Origin of the sequence: Paenarthrobacter nitroguajacolicus (assembly GCF_007786235.1) — a bacterium.
Lineage (GTDB): Bacteria > Actinomycetota > Actinomycetes > Actinomycetales > Micrococcaceae > Arthrobacter > Arthrobacter nitroguajacolicus_A.
This window is the reverse complement of record NZ_VNFK01000005.1, coordinates 181,206-198,030: the sequence shown is the minus strand read 5'-3', so window position 1 is coordinate 198,030 and position 16,825 is coordinate 181,206. Positions and strand designations below refer to the sequence as shown.

Sequence of the window (16,825 nt, the reverse complement as noted above, 5' to 3'; positions counted from 1 at the left end):
AAGGAGAACGCAATGAAGCGCACAACCCTCGCCGCAATCGCCCTTGCGGTGACTGCCGGGCTTGGACTCACTGGCTGCGCAGGCGCAGCCGGTCCCGCCGAACAACCGGCGGCCAACGGCAAAACCAAACTGACCGTCTCGGTCTGGAACTACGAGGGCACCCCGGAGTTCAAGGCCCTCTTTGACGGTTACGAAGCCGCCAACCCCACCGTGGACATTGAACCGGTGGACATCCTTGCTGACGACTATCCCCAGAAGGTCACCACCATGCTGGCCGGTGGAGACACCACTGACGTCCTCACCATGAAGAACGTCATTGACTACTCGCGCTACGCCAACAACGGCCAGTTGCAGGAGATCAACAGCGTGGTGGACAAGGTGGGCAAGGACAACCTCGCTGGCTTGGACGCTTTCGACATGGACGGCAAGTATTTCGCGGCTCCGTACCGTCAGGACTTCTGGCTCCTTTACTACAACAAGGACCTCTTCAAGGCTGCCGGCATCGAAGAGCCCAAGGACCTGACATGGGAGAAGTACTCGGAGCTCGCCAAGAAGCTCACCAAGGAAGCTGACGGCAAGAAGGTCTACGGCACCTACCACCACATCTGGCGCTCGGTGGTCCAGGCCATCGCAGCTGCACAGAACGGCGCCGACCAGAACAGCGGCGACTACGGCTTCTTCGAGGACCAATACAACACCGCCTTGGATCTGCAGAAGTCCGGCGCCACGTTGGACTTCGGCACGGCCAAGAGCCAAAAGACCAGCTACCGGACCATGTTTGAAACCGGCCAGGCCGCCATGATGCCGATGGGGACCTGGTACACCGCAGGTATCCTGCAGGCCAAGAAGGACGGCAAGACCACCGTCAACTGGGGCTTGGCTCCCCTGCCGCAGAAGAACGACGACGGCAAGGTCACCACGTTCGGTTCGCCCACGGCGTTCGCCGTGAACAAGAACGCAACTCACTCCGATGAGGCCAAGAAGTTCATCGAATGGGCAGCCGGAGAAGAGGGCGCAAAGGCCATCTCCAAGATCGGTGTTGTGCCCGCCCTGCAGAACGAGTCCGTCACCGCCGAGTACTTCAAGCTTGACGGCCTGCCCACCGACGAGCTTTCCAAGAAGGCTTTCACTCCGGATACCACAGCCCTGGAGATGCCTGTCAGCGACAAGTCCGCCGCCACGGACAAGATCCTCAACCAGGAGCACGACCTCATCATGGTCGGCGAGCGCTCCGTCACCGATGGCATCGCTGAGATGGGCAAGCGCGTCACGGGCGAAGTCCTGGGCAAGTAAGAGCCGCCCAGCACTGCTCCCCTGGTTCCGGTGCCGCGTCCTGGATGCGGCACCGGAACCGGACCTGAACTCTCCTCATCCTGAAATGGAGGAACGCCCCCGCCCCGGGAGCGGTCAATCATGACTACAGAAACAATCACCCAGGCGCCTGCCCCCGTGCACAGCCGCGGCAACAGGAAGCAAGCCCGGCGTAATACGCTGATCGGCTGGACGTTCATTCTTCCGAACTTCCTTGGTTTCCTGGCCTTCACCCTCATTCCAGTCGTGGCCGCTTTCGCGCTCTCCTTCATGGAATGGACCTCATTCAGTGCCCCCAAGTGGGTAGGCCTGGCCAACTTTGAGCGCATGTTCGCGTCCGACTCCTTCTGGATCGCCCTGCGGAACACGGTGGTCTACGCACTTGGCCACGTCCCGCTCACCATGGCCCTCGCCCTCATTCTTGCGATGCTCCTGAACCGCAAGCTCAAGGGCATCGGCTTCTTCCGGGTAGCCATCTTCTTCCCGTACATCACGTCCTTGGTTGCTGTCGCCGTGGTCTGGAACATGCTGTTCAGCCCGGACAGCGGCCCCATCAACCAGTTCCTCGGTGCCATTGGCATCGCCAACCCTCCCGGCTGGACCTCCAGCTCTGATTGGGCCATGCCGGCGGTCATCATCACCAGTGTGTGGCGGGACATGGGCTATTACATGGTCCTGTACTTGGCCGGTCTGCAGGCGATCCCCACTGAGCTGTACGAGGCCGCTGAAGTGGACGGCGCCAGCGCCTGGCAGCGCTTCTGGAACGTCACCATCCCGTCGCTGCGTCCCACCACGTTCTTTGTGGTGGTCATGCTGACTGTCTCCAGTTTCAAGGTGTTCGACCTGATTGTGGTCATGACCAACGGTGGCCCCGGCCGCTCCACTACGGTGCTGTCCCAGCTGATTTACCAGGAAGGCATCGGCGAGGGTAAGTTCGGCTACTCCTCGGCCATCTCGCTGGTCCTGTTCATCATCGTGCTGACGGTTACCGTCCTGCAGTTCAAGATCCAACAGCGGAGGGAACGCTGATGACCAACATGGCCGAAGACCTCAAAGCCACTCATGTGAGGGACGCAGCCCCGCTCCCGAACGGCGCACCAACCGCGGAAGACCGCCGTCGTACTGACCGCAAGCGGTCCCCGCGCGAGCAGAAGAAGCGCACCGCGAACATCGTGATCTACGGTGTCCTGGTAGTTCTGGTGGTGGCGCTCATGGTGCCGTTCATCTGGATGCTGTCCTCATCGCTGAAGGAGAACAACCAGGTCCTCACGGTTCCCATCCAGTGGATTCCGCAGGAGTTCGTGTGGAGCAACTACACGGACATCTGGACCCGTATCCCCATGATGGGTTACCTGCAGAACTCCCTGTACCTCGCTGTGATCATCACCTGCCTGCAGGTCCTCACGGGCTCGCTGGCTGCCTATGGTTTCTCCAAGGTCCGTTTCCCGGGCCGTGACGTGCTGTTCCTCGCGTACGTCGGCACCATCGCCGTTCCGTGGCAGGCCTACATGGTGCCGCAGTACATCATGATGCAGAACCTTGGCCTGACCAACAGCTTCAACGCGTTGATACTCCTGCAGGCGTTTGGCGCGTTCGGTGTGTTCCTGATGCGCCAGTACTACATGACCATCCCCGACGAGCTGTGCGAAGCAGCCCGCATTGACGGCCTCAGCGAGTATGGCATCTGGGCCCGCGTGATCCTGCCCCTGTCCAAGCCGGCCCTCGCCAGCCTTGCACTGCTCACGTTCGTGAACACGTGGAACGACTACATGGGTCCGTTCATCTACCTCACGTCCAACCGCCTCTGGACGGTGCAGCTTGGCCTGCGGTCCTTCGTGGGGCAGTTCGACGCCGAGTACGCCATGATCATGACCGGCTCGGTAATCTCCGTGATCCCGATCCTCATCATCTTCCTCATCGGCCAGCGCTACTTCATCCAGGGCATCGCGACGAGCGGAATGAAAGGATGAGTTCCGTGAGCGCTAAACCGCGGCGGTGGGCCGGGCCAGGATTCGAGACCTTCGGGAGCATTTTCGGATTCATCTACACTTTCCTGGCCGGGAACGTCCTGCTTGCCGTGGCCAATGCTCCGCTGGTGCTCTGCCTTGCCTTGGTGGCCGACCCCGCGGCCGCCTGGCCGTTCTTCCTGGCGCTGTCGGTCACCATCGCGCCGTCACTCGCCGGCATCTTCGCCGCCTTCCGCGCATTGAACGACGACGGCGGCGCGGTCAAGCCGGTTGCCGCTTTCCTTCGGGGGTACAAGCGCAGTTTCGCGAAAGCCGCACTGCTCGGGGCAGGTGCCGTGGCCATGCTGCTATTCCTCGGTGTGGACCTGGCCGTGCTCCAGAGCAATGCCCAGACCGTTCCAGGTGCTGCACTTCTGGTGCCGCTGATTGTCGTAGTAGCCGCCGTGACGGTGAGCCTCACCGTCACGGCGATCGCCGGCGTCGTGCTCCTTCCCGAAGCGAGCATGAAAAGCATCCTGAAGGCCTCACTGTTCTTGGCTGTGCAGCGCTGGTACTTGAGCCTGGCCATGCTGGTGTTGCTGGGAATCATCGTGTCCGCCGCCGTGATGCAGCCGGTCCTGGGCATCGCACTGGCCCCCGCACCGCTGTTGTTCGTGATCTGGAGCAATGCTTCGTACGCCTTCCACGCCGTGCTCCGCTCCGCGTAATCCCCGATAGGACATTCCTTGGACACCTTCGCAATCGGCGATCAGGACTTCCTCCTGAACGACGAACCTTTCCGCGTCCTCTCCGGAGCCATCCACTACTTCCGTGTGCACCCGGACCTGTGGGCTGACCGTATCCATAAGGCCCGGCTCATGGGATTGAACACCATCGAAACGTATGTGCCTTGGAATGAGCACGCACCCGTTCCCGGTTCTTTCCATACCGACGACGGACTGGACCTGGGCCGCTTCCTGGACCTGGTGGCGGCCGAGGGCATGAGGGCGATCGTTCGTCCCGGCCCCTACATTTGCGCCGAATGGGACAACGGAGGGTTGCCGGCTTGGCTGTTCAGCGACCCGACCGTCGGTGTGCGCAGCAGCGAGCCAGGCTACTTGGCGGCCGTATCCTCCTACCTGGAGGCCGTCCTGGCAGTGGTGGTGCCGCGGCAGATCACCCATGGTGGACCGGTCATCCTGTTGCAGATTGAGAACGAGTACGGCGCTTTCGGGAAGGACAAGGAGTACCTCCAGCATCTGGTGGACCTGTCCAAGCGCTCGGGTGTGGACGTTCCGTTGTTCACCTGCGACCAGCCCTTCGGGACCATGATCGAGGACGGCTCCCTGCCTGAACTCCACAAGACCGGAACATTTGGTTCCCGCGCCGAGGAGCGCTTGGCCTTCCTGCGCGAGCGGCAGCCCACCGGGCCGTTGATGTGCGCCGAGTTCTGGAACGGCTGGTTCGATAACTGGGGCACCCACCACCACACCACCGGCGCCGCTGCTTCCGCCGCCGAACTGGACGCCCTGCTGACCGCCGGTGCTTCGGTAAACATTTACATGTTCCACGGCGGAACCAACTTCGGCTTCACCAACGGTGCCAACGACAAAGGTATCTACGAGCCCACCATCACCTCGTACGACTACGACGCCCCACTGTCCGAAGACGGACACCCCACAGCCAAGTACTTCGCCTTCCGGGACGTGATCGCCAAACACTTCCCGGTACCGGAGGAGGTCCCCTCTGAGCGGGTTCCCCTGCCAACTTCTGTGGTGACCGTCTCCGAGTCCGTGCACCTGCTCTCTGCTGCCGTGGCTGCATCTCAGGTTCCTGGGCCGATCCCGCCCGTGGAAGTGACGGGGCGCTACCGCGGATTCTCCCTGTACCAGACGTCACTGGAGACCGGCGGTATCCTGTCCTTCTCCGAGGTACGGGACCGCGCGCAGTTCTTCCTGGATGGCTTTCCCCTGGGGACGCTGAGCCGGGAGTTGGGCGAGCGCACCATCGCCGTGCCCGCCGGGGGCCGCCTGCAAATTCTCCTCGAGGACCAAGGCCGCGTGAACTATGGGCAGAGGATCGGCGAATCCAAGGGGTTGATGGGGCCCGCGCTGCTGAACGGAGTGGAGGTCCTGGACTGGGAAATCGGTTCTGTTGACCTTGATTCCCTGGCGGCGTTCCGGGAGGCGGCGACCGGGCTGCCTGTTGGCGGCACCACCGCGGGAGTGGCTGGCCCATCAGTCTCGTTTGCTACCTTCGAAGCCGACGGCCCCGGAGACCGCTTCCTCCGGCTGGATGGCTGGACCAAAGGCAATGCGTTTATCAACGGCTTCAACCTCGGCCGCTACTGGAGCCGTGGTCCGCAGCGCACCCTCTACGTTCCTGGTCCGCTGATCCGGGAAGGCGCCAACGAACTCGCCATCCTGGAACTGCACGGAAGCGCGACGCGCGAGGCGAGTTTCGCCGTCGGGCCTGACTTGGGACCCGACGAAAAGTAACCCTCTCTCACATCCCACCCCCATTCCCGGCTCCCTCTCTCACATCCCACCCCCGTTCCCGGCTCCCTCTCTCACATCCCACCCCCATTCCCGGCTCCCTCTCTCACTTGCCTGAAAGAAGTGAGAGAGCGTACGGGTTTTAGGGGGTGGGAAGTGAGAGAGCGTACGGGTTTTAGGGGGTGGGAAGTGAGAGAGCGTACGGGTTTTAGGGGGTGGGAAGTGAGAGAGCGTACGGGTTTTAGGGGGTGGGAAGTGAGAGAGCGTACGGGTTTTAGGGGGTGGGAAGTGAGAGAGCGTACGGGTTTTAGGGGGTGGGAAGTGAGAGAGCGTTGAGCGATTGCACACGAAAAAGGGACCGGTTCAACTGAACCGGTCCCTTTTTCGCATGCCTGCGGGGCCACTAGGCCGCGGGCGTCATTAGCCGCGGCAGAGCTCGCCGTACTTGGCGCCGGCTTCCTGGAACGCTGCATTGAGCTCGCCCAGCTTGGCTTCATCCGGGGTTTCCTTGGCCTGCTCGTCCAGGAATTCCAAGATGGCAGTGACAACCGGCTTCATCTCTGTGGAGGCCACTGGCTCGATGGGCCGGATGGCGTTGGCCGCACGGATGGTGGCGGTCTGGCTTGGGCTCTGGGGAATGCCGGCGGCGGCGACGCCCACGCGGTCGCAGGTTTCCTTGGTGGTCAGCTGCTGCTGAGCAGAACAAGCGGAAGCCGAGACAAGCAGCCCGGCAGCGATCAGGACAGTGGTGAGTTTCTTCATGATTCCCTCAGTGGTCGACGTCCCTCTGATTGTAATCAGTGCAGGGCCCCGGTCCCGCATTAGGCCCGGCTTGCCCCGCTGCCGAAGCCACCGCCTAAGCCGCTAGAGCGCCGGAGTCCGGGGTGGCACCGTCCGCCGTGAACCCGTGGCTTCGAAGGCTGCGGCCAGCGTCAGGAGTGCAGCGTCATCGTAGGCCCGACCGGCGAAGGTGAGCCCCACGGGCATGCCAATGTCTGCCATCGTTCCCATCGGCACGGTGACAGTGGGGATGCCAAGATGCCTGGGGACGAGGTTGCCGTTGGCTACCCACACGCCGTTACGCCAGCCGAGGTCCGCGGAGGCCGGGTTGACGTCCATGTCGGCAGGTCCGACGTCGGCGGCTGCCGGGAACAGGACCGCGTCCAGTCCGAGCCCGTCCATCCAGTCCTCCAAGTCAACGCGCCGGGTCTCTTCCAGCCCGCGCACTCCGCCTTCCAACTCAGGGATCTCGGTGAAGCGGGAGACGCCGTAGTCGCGGACCTGCCGGGGATAACCGGAGATGTGGTCGTCGAAGCCGGTGTAACGGTCCGCCAGGGCGCCTTTCGGGTGCGGGAAGATCGCCGCGCCGTCCACATCGGCGAGCCTGCTGAGGGCGGGATCACCGTTGGCGCGCAGGAAGTCGTCCCACGCCCAGGCCGAGAGGTCCTCGATCTCACGCTTGAGGTATGCGGAACTGACCAGGCCGCGGGTGGCGATGGTAGGTGTGCCCGGTCGGTCGCCTTCATAGTTGGAAACCACGGGGAAGTCCACCAGCACAACCTCGGCCCCGGCAGCTTCAAGGTCGCGCTTCGCGGCTTCCCACAGTTCCATCACGGAAGCCCGCGTCTCGATACGCTGCCCGGTGGGGCCACCGATGCCGGGCTGCTCACTGGAACCGGCGTCCGGATCCGCGTTGATGTACATGCGCGGCACTCCGAAGCGTTTGCCCCGCAATGCCAGCCGCCCGCCGTCGGCGTCTTCCACGGCAAGCGCCAGGTATGACTCCGGCCGGACCTCGGAGGACTTCGGGATCTGAACCCAGGGCTGCGCACGCCAGAAGTCACCGCGGGACTCGGCGTCGTCGGCCACGATCACGTCCAGCAATTCCAGCATGTCGGCCATGGTTCGAGTGTGCGGAACCACGACGTCCATGGTGGGCACCAGTGGCCAGTTGCCGCGCACCGAGATGACGCCGCGCGAAGGCGTGTACGCGCACAGAGCATTGTTCGACGCCGGTGCGCGGCCACTTGACCAGGTCTCCTCACCAAGGCCGAAGGCCCCGAAACTGGCAGCCGTCGCGGTGCCGGAGCCGTTGGAGGAACCGGAACCGAATGCGGCCGTCAGGAAGTCTGCGTTGTAGGGGCTTTCGGCGCGTCCGTAGACCCCGCGTTGCATGCCGCCATTCGCCATCGGTGGCATGTTGGTCAGGCCGATCAGCACGGCCCCGGCATCGCGGAGTCGTTCGATGGTGAATGCGTCGCGCTGTGCCACCAAGTGTTCAAAGGCCGGCGAACCGGCTGCGGCGGTGAGGCCCTTGGCCAGGTAGCTGTCCTTGGCGGTGTAGGGGATGCCGTCCAGCGGTCCGAGCACCGCGCCCTGCGCCCGGCGTTCGTCCGAGGCCCGGGCATCGGCCAACGCATCGGGATTCATGACCACCAATGCGTTGAGCTTGATGCCGTTGTGGTCGTAGGCCTCGATCCGGTCGAGGTACGCCTGGGTGAGCTCCTCGCTGGTAGCCTTCCCTGTTTCCAGCGCCTGGCGCAGTTGCAGGATAGAGGCCTCAACGACGTCGAATGGAGCCATTACGCTGCACCTCCAGCGACCTGTGTTCCGCTAAGACGCGGCTGCTGCTGGGTGATGCAGTGGATCCCGCCCCCGCGGGCCAGGATTGGCCGGGCGTCAACAGTGACGACGCGGCGGCCAGGATAGGCCTCGGCAAGAATCTCAGCGGCGAGCGAGTCGGCACGTTCTTCGCCGTAGCCGCAGGCGATCACTCCGCCGTTGACCACCAGGTGGTTGACGTAGCTCCAGTCCACGAAGCCGTCGTCGTCGCGCAGCGTTTCCGGCGCCGGCAGCGGCACAATCTCGAACGGCTTGCCCGCCGCGTCCGTCTGCGTTTCCAGGAAGGCCTGGAGGGTGCGGCTGACGTCATAGTCCGGGTGCTCGGGGTTCGTCTGGGAATGCAGCAGGATACGGCCGGGAGTGGGCAGGGTGGCCACCATGTCGATGTGGCCCCGCGTGCCCAAGTCCTCGTAGTCGCGGGTCAGTCCGCGAGGTACCCAAATGACCTTGGTGGATCCGATGGTGCGGGCCAGTTCGGCTTCAACCGCTGCCTTGTTGGCGTAGGGGTTCCGGCCCGGATCCAGCTGCACGGTTTCGGTGATCAGCACAGTTCCTTCGCCGTCCACGTGGATGGCGCCGCCCTCGTTGACCAGCAGCGAGCTGACCAGTTCCGCGCCGGAGTTCGCGGCGACGAAGCGTGCCATTCCGGCGCTCTTCTGCCATTCGGACCACGCCGGGGCACCCCAGCCGTTGAAGATCCAGTCCACAGCGCCAAGCACGCCGGGACGGTCGTCGTCCAGCACGAAGGTGGGTCCGACGTCGCGCATCCAGAATTCATCCAATGGCGCCTCGAGCTGTTCGATGCCGCTGCCCAGCATGTGGGCTGCGCGCTCGCGCTCGCTGGGGTCCACCACCATGGTCACCGGTTCAAATTCGGCCACCGCTTGGGCGACGGCGGTCCAGGCCGCGTAGGCCTCTTCGGCCGAGGCGGCGTCGTCGCCGAGGGTCAGGCCGGTGCGGGGAAACGCCATCCAGGTGCGCTCATGCGGTGCGGTTTCGGCCGGCATTCTCCAAGCCATGGGTGACTCCTTCGTCTTTAGTGCAAATCCTCTTGTTGATCACACGATCAACAATGCTGAAAAGGTAATCTAGACTGGTCCTTGATGTCAAGCACTCCACAGAAGCGCGCACTCCGGAAGTCACCGGAAGAACGCGCCGCAGAAATCACCGAAGCCGCCCGCGAACTCGCTCTCGAGGCCGGGCTCATGGCACTGACGCTGCGCAATGTTGCCGCCCGCGTGGGCGTCGCTTCAGGCCTGGTGGCGCACTATCAGCCCAATATGGATGCACTCGTCTCCAGCACATTCGCAACCATCGTGGCCGCGGAAACCCAGGAAGTCGCAGGCCTGCTGAGCCAGCGCCCAGGACCGTCGGAACGGCTCGGCCTGCTGGTGGACACCCTCCTGGACAACAGCCGGCTCGACGTCACGGCAATCTGGGTGGAAGCCTGGACCTTGGGGCGCCGCAATGAGACCCTCGCCGCCTCCGTCCGCGAGCAAATGGATGCCTGGCAGAAGGTCTTTCAGGGAGTCGTGGAGGACGGCAACGCGACCGGTGCGTTCAACGTTTCCGATGCCGCTGCCGTCGCCTGGCAGATCCTCGGCATGGTGGACGGCCTCAACGCGCAGGCCTTGGTCCGTTGGGACGGCGTCAATGATCGCGGCACCCACCTTGCCCGCGCAGTGGAGGGCATGGTCGGCGCGGCGAGGGGTTCCCTCACGCCCAAGCCAAGCGCGTAAGGGCACCGCACCCTGCCCTAGGCTGGAGCCATGGCGATCATCCACAAGGCAACCCTGTCCCCGTCCAAGCTCGAACTCATCGCTGACTACCTCCCGAAGCAGCCCTGGTTCATCCAGGAAGGCGCACCGGAGCTCATCGGCGCCTACCGCTTTGATGATCCGGCCGGAGAGGTAGGACTCGAAACGCACATCGTCGCCGCCGGCGAGCGCATTTACCAGGTTCCGCTGAGCTACCGTGGCTTCGAACTGGCCGGTGCCGAGGAGTGGCTCATCGGCACCATGGATCACTCCGTCCTGGGCAAGCGCTTCGTTTACGACGCCTGCGCCGACCCCATCTACGTCAAGGCCCTGGCCGCTGCCATCCTTACCGGCCAGAAAGAGGCCGAGCAGTTCGTCGACGGCGAGCCCGAGCCCCGCCCCAGCACCGTCACGGTGAAAGGCAGCGGAACGCTCGACGTCGGCGTCCCCACCTTGAGCGCCTCGGCGCCGGTATCGGGCAGCGGCGTGACGATCATTGATGCCGGTGAGCTTCGGTTGAAGGTGGCACGGGTGGTGGATGTAGCTGCAGATTCGTCGTCCAACACGGCAGCCGCCCCGGAACTTCACGGCGAGCTGACCCTCAACGGCACATGGGCCGGACTGGAAAGCCCGGTGGAGCTCGCCGCGGTAATCCGGGACTGACCACAGTCAGCAACGCCCGGGTATCTGTTGGCTGCAGGGACTCCGGGCGTAGGCTGGCAAGCGAAGCCATCTACTCCGTTAGGGGTGCACTATGAACAAACCTCAGAACATCATTCCGGCCGCGCAGGACCTTGCCCGCGAATGGGTAACGCACGCGGCAGAGGGCAAATCGTCGCAAACGGACGCCGTGGTGAAGTGGGCTTTGTCCCGGATCAACCATGCCGATGTCCCAACCGTGGTGCACGGAGTCATGCTCACGCTGACCGGCAACAAGCGGACCGCGAAGAAGGCTCAGCGCACTGCTGCGCAAGCAGTCAAGAGGACAACCCAGGCCCTCAGGCGAAGGACAAGCCAGCGCAGCCCGCGCCGCGGCGGTTTGTTGATCGCCCTGGCCGCTGCCGCGGTGGGGGCAGGTGCCGTGCTGGCGTGGCGGATGATGGTGCCCCCGGGCGAACCTGAGCCGGTCAAACAGCCGGAAGCGCCGGTCCAGCCGCCGGCTCCTCCGGTTCCCTAAAGCCTGGACCCTTAAAGTCCCGGGCCTTTAAGCCCGGGTCTGGCCAAGGTACCGGCGCCCCTAAGGCGCCGGTCCGTCGTCGTGCCGCTGACCCCTTCTCCTGAGCGAGGTTCCGGCGAAGAGCCAGTAGGCCCCCGCACTGGCCATCAGGAACCCCACCACGCCCAGGACCACCAGCTGGGTAATAATTCCGACGATGACCATGACGAAGCCGGCCAGAACGGCCAGAGTGCCAAGAACGGTACGTGCCAGAGCACCTCGGGGGCGGCCGGACTTCAGCTCAAAGGCGAGGTCGGGATCCGTTGCAGCGAGATCCCGCTCCAGCTCTTCCAAGCTCCTGCGTTCTTCATCCGACAGCGACACCGGAATCATCCTCACCACACGAGCAGGGCCGCGAACGTAGCGGCAATGCCCAGTCCATCAGCACGGGCGTTGTTTGCCGTGCTATGCCTTCATTATCTTCCCGTTCCAGCCTTCTTGCTACTGGTTCTTACGGTGATACTCCTGCAACGCCTGGCTGTCCGGAACGGTGTCGTTGAGTATCCGGAGCGCGTTGAGGGTCCGGCGTGCGGTCTCGGCGGGTGCCATGAGGTCTCCCTGGATGAGTGGGTTAGTTCTGGATCCGGCGGATGAAAACGCTCGCAACCGCCGTCGACAAGAGCAGTAGTGCCGCGATCAGCAGGCTGGCCTGCAGGCCGGGCACGAATCCCGCTGGACCGGCCAACAAGGCACCGAAGACGGCCACCCCGACGGGAATCAGCAAAAGGCTGACCATCACCAGGGAGCCTGCGGGAGCGGCCAAAAGCATCGCCACCAAACCGGCCAACAGAGGAGACAGCCCCAAATGTTGCTGGAGGAAAAGGCTGATGACAAAAACCATGCCGTACCAGCCAACCATGAAGCTGAACCCCACCGAAAGGGCAATCCGAAGACCTGGCGACTGGAAGAGGTCCAAGGGCATCATCGGGCTGCGCCCCCGGGCCTGCGCCAGAAGGAAAACCGCGAGGGCCAGGACAGCAACGGCCAGTGACGCCAACACCTGCGCCGCCCCGAACCCAAGCACTCCACCCTCGATCAGCCCAAAGATGAGCGCCCCCACACCCGCGAGCGCGGCGATTTGACCCAGCCAGTCGAACGTAGCGGGCCTGACCGGCGAAACGGGAACTTTCATCAGCAAGGCCACGGCAACTGCACCCACCGGAACATTGATCAGGAAGACCAGCCGCCAGTCGATGGTGGTCAGCAGGCCGCCCAATGCCGGACCGGCCGCGGCAGCCACCGCTCCGCCCAACGCCCAGAGACCGATCGCCTTGGAACGCTGGACCGCGTCCGGGAAGGCTTCACGGATCAGGGCCATCGACGGCGGCAGCATCAGTGACGCTGCGGCGCCCTGCACGAACCTCGAGAGGATCAAGATCCAGAGAGCGGGTGCGAACGCGCAGGCTGCCGAGGCCAGGACGAACAACACCACTCCGAAGGTGAAGGCACGCTTCGCACCGATCCGATCGGACAGGTTGCCGGCGAAGAGCAGCAGGGACGCGAACATGAGCGTGTAACCATCCACGATCCATTGCTGCCCTGCCGTTCCGCCGCCCAGCTGGTCGCCGATCGTGGCCAGTGCAACGTTCACGATCAGGGCGTCGAGGGTAATAACGAAGAAGCCGAGTGTGGAGACAGCGAGAGCAGTCCGGCTTGCGTTGCTGGGAGCGGGAGTCGCCCGGGTCGGGGGAACGCGGGTTGAGGTCACCTGTCAAGGACACACCTGTTTAGACGCACGTGGGAGAGTCCCTTGTTACAGGGTCCGGCAGTACCTCCCTCAACCATCAGCGCCACAGACAAAACGTCCCCTTATCGGCGACACGAAACGGGCCCTCAGCGCACTTAAGAGGTCCGGCGCCTGCTTTCGACCGCTGGAACCGGCTCGCCCACTCAGCAAAGAAAACTGTTGACCTCCGTCACATAATCCGCAAGAATCATTCAAGTCAAAAGATCTTAGTACTAAGACAATTGATACTGACTAAATTCAAGCCAAGTCACTTTCAATAGGTTCAGGTTGTGCTTGGCCAACCTCGACGCGACAGGAATTACACGGATGCGGAAGACTCTCCTTGCATCGCTTGCACTTGTAAGCGCCCTGGGCATGACCCTCACTGCTTGCGGCCAACCAGCCGGCCAGGGCAATGGCACCATCGACGGGAAACTGGAAAAAACCAGCTTGAACGTCGGCGTGCTTCCGCTGGCAGACTATGCCGCCGTCTACTGGGCCGAAGACCACGGATACTTTGACAAAGCCGGCCTGGACGTCACGCTGACACCCATTCAGGGTGGCCCCATCGGTATCCAGCAGGCCGTGTCCGGTCAGTTGGACTTCAGCTTTTCCAACACGGTTTCCTCAGCTATTGCAGTGCAGGGCGGCGCACCCGTCACAACAGTGGCCCTGACCAGCAGTCTCGGACCGAATTCGCTGGGCGTGTTTGTCAAAGCGGACTCGCCCGTCAAGGCCATCCAAGACCTCAACGGCAAGACGATCGGGATCAACACCACCAACACCATCGGGGATGTGACTTTCCGGAACCTCGTGGCCGCAGAAGGTGTCACGGTAGAGCCTTCGTGGGTTGAAGTTCCCTTCAACGAGATGATCGCCGGAGTTCAGGCCGGCTCCATAGAGGCCGGCTATTTGCCTGAACCTTTTGCTTCGGCCGCTGAAAAAGCCGGCCTTCGACGCATCGTCGACCTCTCCAGCGGACCCAACGCCGGGCTCCCCATCTCCACCTTCATAGCGAACAACAACTTCGTCAAAGACAACCCGGATACAACCGAGGCATTCGTCAGTGCCGTCTACGCTGCCGGCAACGACATTTCGGGCAAGGAGGCCGAGTTCCGGACTTGGCTCCCGAGCGTATCCAAAGTTCCGGCGGAGGTGGCCAACACCATGGCCCTTCCCCGCTTCGAAGCGGGGATGAGCGTGGAGAAGGTCCAGTCCGTGGCTGACATCCTGATTAAGCAAGGCATCATCCAGCAATTCGACGCCGGCAAGTCCACCTACTCCGCCCCGGGAAAGCCGTGAGGCTCCTGCGCGACCCCCTGAGCCAGAACAAGACCATTGTCCTGGGCGTCGCAGGAACCCTGGGCGTGCTGGCGATGTGGGAACTGCTGATCCGGAGCGGGGCAGTATCCAAGCCCGGACTGCCGGTTCCCACCAGGGTCATGGCTCAGGCAGCAGAGCTTCTGGGAAACACCGTTTTCCTGAATCAGGTGTTCACCACCATCGGCGAATGGCTTCTGGGACTTGGCGTCGCGGCCATCGCCGGCATCCTGGTGGGCGGCCTCATGGGCGCTTTCCCAGCCGTCTTCGTGGCGTTCGAATACCCTGTGGAAGCCTTCCGGACCCTTCCTTCAATCGCAGTCGGCCCCATTCTCGTGTTGCTGCTTGGCGCCGGTGTGGCACCCATCGCCATCACGGTGGCTTTGTCCAGTATTTGGCCCATCCTCCTCAACACGCTGTATGGAGTTCGGGGTACCGACCCAACGGCGGTGGCTACAGCCCGGACGCTGGGAGTCCGTCCGCTCGGTTTGCTGATGCAAATCAGGTTGGTCAGCGCGCTGCCGTTCGCGTTCACCGGAGTGCGGGTGGCGGCGTCGATCGGTTTGATCGTGACCGTCAGCGCAGAGCTGTTGATCGGCAGCGGACAGGGAATCGGTGGATACATTTTGCTTGCCAGCACCAACGCCGGGAACCTGGACGGCGTCTACGCCGCCACCATCATCGCAGGAGTCCTCGGCGTCCTGATAAACGCCGCCTTTGCCCTGCTGGATCGCACGGCATTCAACTGGAAGAAAGGCTTGGCACAGTGAGCACGCTCTATAAGGCTCGGGGCAAAGAAGCTGCGGCCGGCACCGTGCCCCGGGCGCCAAAGAAGGGTTTCAACGGCAAAAGGTTGCTCCTGCGATTGCTGGTACCGGCAATCCTCGTGGGAGTTTGGTGGGCATTGTCCGCCAGCCCCAGTACCGGACTGTTCATTGCGAATCCGTTGAAGGCGGTGCTTCGCATCGGACAAGACTTCCTCAGCACCGATCCCTCCACTTTCTTCTTGGGCAAAGCAACGTACGAGCATCTGTTGCCGAGCCTCGGCCGGGCAATGGCAGGTCTGGGCCTTGCTACCGCTGCGGGGGTGGCGGCAGGCATCGCACTTGGTTCCCTGCCTGTGGCGGCCGCGCTCTTCCAGCCACTCATCCATCTTGGCCGTTCGCTCCCCAGCCCGGCATTGCTGGGAGTCTTCTTCTTGCTGTTCGGCACCGGCGACGCCCCAAAGATCTTCCTGATCGCGTTCGGTGTCGTCTGGCCAATCCTGTTCAACACGATCGACGGAGTGAACTCGATCGGCCACCAGCGGCTGCAAGCCGCGACGGTTTTCAAGATCCGCCCGTTCGATGTCCTGTTCCACGTCATCCTGCCAGGGGCGTCGCCCAAGATCTTCGCTGGACTCCGGACGTCCCTGTCGCTGTCCCTGATCATCATGATCATTTCAGAGTTGCAGAAGTCCAAGAACGGGCTGGGCTATCTGCTGGTGACCACCCAGCGAACGTTCGACTACACCAATTTCTGGGCCATCCTGATCGTCCTGGGTTTCCTGGGAGTGACTCTCAACTTCCTATTCCACATTGCCGAACGCCGGGTCCTCGCCTGGCACCGAGGAGCGACACAACAACATGACTAGTGCAACAAGCACCGAACAAGCGATTGAACTTGAGTTGCAGTCCGTGTCCAAGTCCTACGGAAAGAACCTTGCGGTTAAGAGCATCACCGCCAGCATTCCGCAAGGCAAGGTCAGTGTCATTGTGGGCCCATCGGGCTGCGGAAAGTCCACGCTGCTGCGCATCATCAGCGGCTTGGACTTTCCCACCCAGGGATCGGTCACATTCAACGGCGCGCCCGTTAGAGGCGTACCCGAGGGGCTCGCCATGGTGTTTCAGGACTATTCACGGTCCTTGTTCCCCTGGATGCGCGTGGACAGGAACATCGGGTTTCCGTTGCGGCACATCTCCGCAGACGAGCGGCGGCAGAGGGTTCAGGAAGCGATCGATGCTGTCGGCCTGAAGGGCAAGGAAAAACTTTACCCCTGGCAGATGTCCGGAGGCATGCAACAGCGGGCGGCCATAGCCCGGGCCCTCGCTTCCCATCCCAAGCTCCTGCTGATGGATGAGCCCTATGCCTCGGTGGATGCCCAAACGCGGGCCGACCTGGAAGACCTTCTTCTGGATATCCACGCCACATTGGGGGTCACGGTTTTGGTGGTCACCCACGACATCGACGAAAGCATCTACCTGGCGGACCACGTCATCGCTCTTTCAGCTCCCCCGAGCGTTGTGGCCGAAACAGTGGAAGTGGACCTGCCCAGGCCAAGGAACCAGATCAGCACCAAACAGGACCCTCGTTTTGTGGAGCTCCGCGCCCATGTCACCTCCCTTCTGCGCAGCCACTGAACGGCGCGACGACGTGACTACCCATTGCCCAGC

Annotated in this window: 17 protein-coding genes; 12 read left to right on the top strand and 5 right to left on the bottom strand. The window is 63.0% G+C overall.

What is annotated here, in order from left to right:
- Window positions 1-12: 12 nt before the first annotated feature.
- The 5 genes from FQP90_RS08495 to FQP90_RS08475 all read left to right on the top strand — a co-directional run bounded on the left by FQP90_RS08495 (window position 13) and on the right by FQP90_RS08475 (window position 5,755).
- Window positions 13-1,293 (top strand): ABC transporter substrate-binding protein, encoded by a 1,281-nt coding sequence (locus FQP90_RS08495; RefSeq protein ID WP_144649292.1) that lies wholly within the window; start codon window positions 13-15, stop codon window positions 1,291-1,293.
- 120 nt (window positions 1,294-1,413) lie between these two features.
- Window positions 1,414-2,340, top strand: a complete 927-nt coding sequence (locus tag FQP90_RS08490; RefSeq protein WP_144649291.1) for a carbohydrate ABC transporter permease — start codon at window positions 1,414-1,416, stop codon at window positions 2,338-2,340.
- Window positions 2,340-3,281, top strand: coding sequence for a carbohydrate ABC transporter permease (locus FQP90_RS08485; protein WP_144649290.1), 942 nt, complete (start codon window positions 2,340-2,342; stop codon window positions 3,279-3,281). The genes FQP90_RS08490 and FQP90_RS08485 overlap by 1 nt, the downstream gene beginning before the upstream one ends.
- A 5-nt stretch (window positions 3,282-3,286) precedes the next feature.
- Entirely contained in the window at window positions 3,287-3,985 is a 699-nt protein-coding gene (locus FQP90_RS08480) for a DUF624 domain-containing protein (RefSeq protein WP_244296612.1), read from the top strand.
- An 18-nt stretch (window positions 3,986-4,003) separates the two neighbouring features.
- Window positions 4,004-5,755 (top strand): glycoside hydrolase family 35 protein, encoded by a 1,752-nt coding sequence (locus FQP90_RS08475; RefSeq protein WP_144649288.1) that lies wholly within the window; start codon window positions 4,004-4,006, stop codon window positions 5,753-5,755.
- 417 nt (window positions 5,756-6,172) lie between these two features.
- Here the strand turns inward: FQP90_RS08475 and FQP90_RS08470 are convergent, their stop codons facing one another.
- From FQP90_RS08470 to FQP90_RS08460, 3 genes are all read right to left on the bottom strand, one after another.
- The gene (locus FQP90_RS08470; RefSeq protein WP_144649287.1) at window positions 6,173-6,514 is read right to left on the bottom strand and encodes a hypothetical protein; all 342 of its coding nucleotides are present in this window, start codon (window positions 6,512-6,514) and stop codon (window positions 6,173-6,175) included.
- Between the two features lie 102 nt (window positions 6,515-6,616).
- Window positions 6,617-8,335, bottom strand: a complete 1,719-nt coding sequence (locus tag FQP90_RS08465) for an amidase (protein WP_144649286.1) — start codon at window positions 8,333-8,335, stop codon at window positions 6,617-6,619.
- Window positions 8,335-9,393 carry an agmatine deiminase family protein gene (locus tag FQP90_RS08460; RefSeq protein WP_144649285.1) on the bottom strand — a complete coding sequence of 353 codons (1,059 nt, stop codon included), beginning with the start codon at window positions 9,391-9,393 and terminating at the stop codon, window positions 8,335-8,337. Before FQP90_RS08460 ends, FQP90_RS08465 begins: the two co-directional genes overlap by 1 nt.
- Window positions 9,394-9,477: 84 nt before the next feature.
- Here FQP90_RS08460 and FQP90_RS08455 point away from each other — a divergent pair, with 84 nt between their 5' ends.
- The 3 genes from FQP90_RS08455 to FQP90_RS08445 all read left to right on the top strand — a co-directional run bounded on the left by FQP90_RS08455 (window position 9,478) and on the right by FQP90_RS08445 (window position 11,308).
- Window positions 9,478-10,113: a TetR/AcrR family transcriptional regulator gene (locus tag FQP90_RS08455; RefSeq protein ID WP_144649284.1), complete on the top strand. Its 636-nt coding sequence runs from the start codon at window positions 9,478-9,480 to the stop codon at window positions 10,111-10,113.
- 30 nt (window positions 10,114-10,143) lie between these two features.
- The gene (locus FQP90_RS08450; protein WP_144649283.1) at window positions 10,144-10,794 is read left to right on the top strand and encodes a CG0192-related protein; all 651 of its coding nucleotides are present in this window, start codon (window positions 10,144-10,146) and stop codon (window positions 10,792-10,794) included.
- A gap of 91 nt (window positions 10,795-10,885) precedes the next feature.
- Complete coding sequence (locus tag FQP90_RS08445) at window positions 10,886-11,308, top strand: hypothetical protein (RefSeq protein ID WP_144649282.1); 423 nt, start codon at window positions 10,886-10,888, stop codon at window positions 11,306-11,308.
- Window positions 11,309-11,368: 60 nt separating this feature from the next.
- On the opposite strand, the gene FQP90_RS08440 is transcribed toward FQP90_RS08445, so the two are convergent.
- On the bottom strand, window positions 11,369-11,680 hold the full coding sequence (locus FQP90_RS08440; protein ID WP_244296630.1) for a DUF3040 domain-containing protein: 312 nt from the start codon (window positions 11,678-11,680) through the stop codon (window positions 11,369-11,371).
- Between the two features lie 238 nt (window positions 11,681-11,918).
- The gene (locus tag FQP90_RS08435) at window positions 11,919-13,055 is read right to left on the bottom strand and encodes an MFS transporter (protein WP_144649280.1); all 1,137 of its coding nucleotides are present in this window, start codon (window positions 13,053-13,055) and stop codon (window positions 11,919-11,921) included.
- A gap of 345 nt (window positions 13,056-13,400) precedes the next feature.
- On the opposite strand from FQP90_RS08435, the gene FQP90_RS08430 reads away from it, so the two are divergent.
- From FQP90_RS08430 to FQP90_RS08415, 4 genes are read left to right on the top strand one after another with little or no spacing between them, the layout of a single operon-like run.
- The gene (locus FQP90_RS08430) at window positions 13,401-14,375 is read left to right on the top strand and encodes an ABC transporter substrate-binding protein (protein WP_144649279.1); all 975 of its coding nucleotides are present in this window, start codon (window positions 13,401-13,403) and stop codon (window positions 14,373-14,375) included.
- Window positions 14,372-15,163 (top strand): ABC transporter permease, encoded by a 792-nt coding sequence (locus tag FQP90_RS08425; RefSeq protein ID WP_144649278.1) that lies wholly within the window; start codon window positions 14,372-14,374, stop codon window positions 15,161-15,163. Before FQP90_RS08430 ends, FQP90_RS08425 begins: the two co-directional genes overlap by 4 nt.
- Window positions 15,160-16,026, top strand: a complete 867-nt coding sequence (locus FQP90_RS08420; RefSeq protein WP_244296611.1) for an ABC transporter permease — start codon at window positions 15,160-15,162, stop codon at window positions 16,024-16,026. Before FQP90_RS08425 ends, FQP90_RS08420 begins: the two co-directional genes overlap by 4 nt.
- Window positions 16,019-16,792 carry an ABC transporter ATP-binding protein gene (locus FQP90_RS08415; RefSeq protein ID WP_144649277.1) on the top strand — a complete coding sequence of 258 codons (774 nt, stop codon included), beginning with the start codon at window positions 16,019-16,021 and terminating at the stop codon, window positions 16,790-16,792. Before FQP90_RS08420 ends, FQP90_RS08415 begins: the two co-directional genes overlap by 8 nt.
- The last annotated feature ends 33 nt before the right edge of the window (window positions 16,793-16,825 follow it).

Bases quoted from the DNA above. Each gene is read 5' to 3' on its own strand.
- FQP90_RS08470 (WP_144649287.1), bottom strand. From the start codon at position 6,514: ATGAAGAAACTCACCACTGTCCTGATCGCTGCCGGGCTGCTTGTCTCG.
- FQP90_RS08490 (WP_144649291.1), top strand. From the start codon at position 1,414: ATGACTACAGAAACAATCACCCAGGCGCCTGCCCCCGTGCACAGCCGC.
- FQP90_RS08460 (WP_144649285.1), bottom strand. From the start codon at position 9,393: ATGGCTTGGAGAATGCCGGCCGAAACCGCACCGCATGAGCGCACCTGG.
- FQP90_RS08415 (WP_144649277.1), top strand. From the start codon at position 16,019: ATGACTAGTGCAACAAGCACCGAACAAGCGATTGAACTTGAGTTGCAG.
- FQP90_RS08455 (WP_144649284.1), top strand. From the start codon at position 9,478: ATGTCAAGCACTCCACAGAAGCGCGCACTCCGGAAGTCACCGGAAGAA.
- FQP90_RS08450 (WP_144649283.1), top strand. From the start codon at position 10,144: ATGGCGATCATCCACAAGGCAACCCTGTCCCCGTCCAAGCTCGAACTC.
- FQP90_RS08465 (WP_144649286.1), bottom strand. From the start codon at position 8,335: ATGGCTCCATTCGACGTCGTTGAGGCCTCTATCCTGCAACTGCGCCAG.
- FQP90_RS08485 (WP_144649290.1), top strand. From the start codon at position 2,340: ATGACCAACATGGCCGAAGACCTCAAAGCCACTCATGTGAGGGACGCA.
- FQP90_RS08445 (WP_144649282.1), top strand. From the start codon at position 10,886: ATGAACAAACCTCAGAACATCATTCCGGCCGCGCAGGACCTTGCCCGC.
- FQP90_RS08495 (WP_144649292.1), top strand. From the start codon at position 13: ATGAAGCGCACAACCCTCGCCGCAATCGCCCTTGCGGTGACTGCCGGG.
- FQP90_RS08430 (WP_144649279.1), top strand. From the start codon at position 13,401: ATGCGGAAGACTCTCCTTGCATCGCTTGCACTTGTAAGCGCCCTGGGC.
- FQP90_RS08440 (WP_244296630.1), bottom strand. From the start codon at position 11,680: ATGATTCCGGTGTCGCTGTCGGATGAAGAACGCAGGAGCTTGGAAGAG.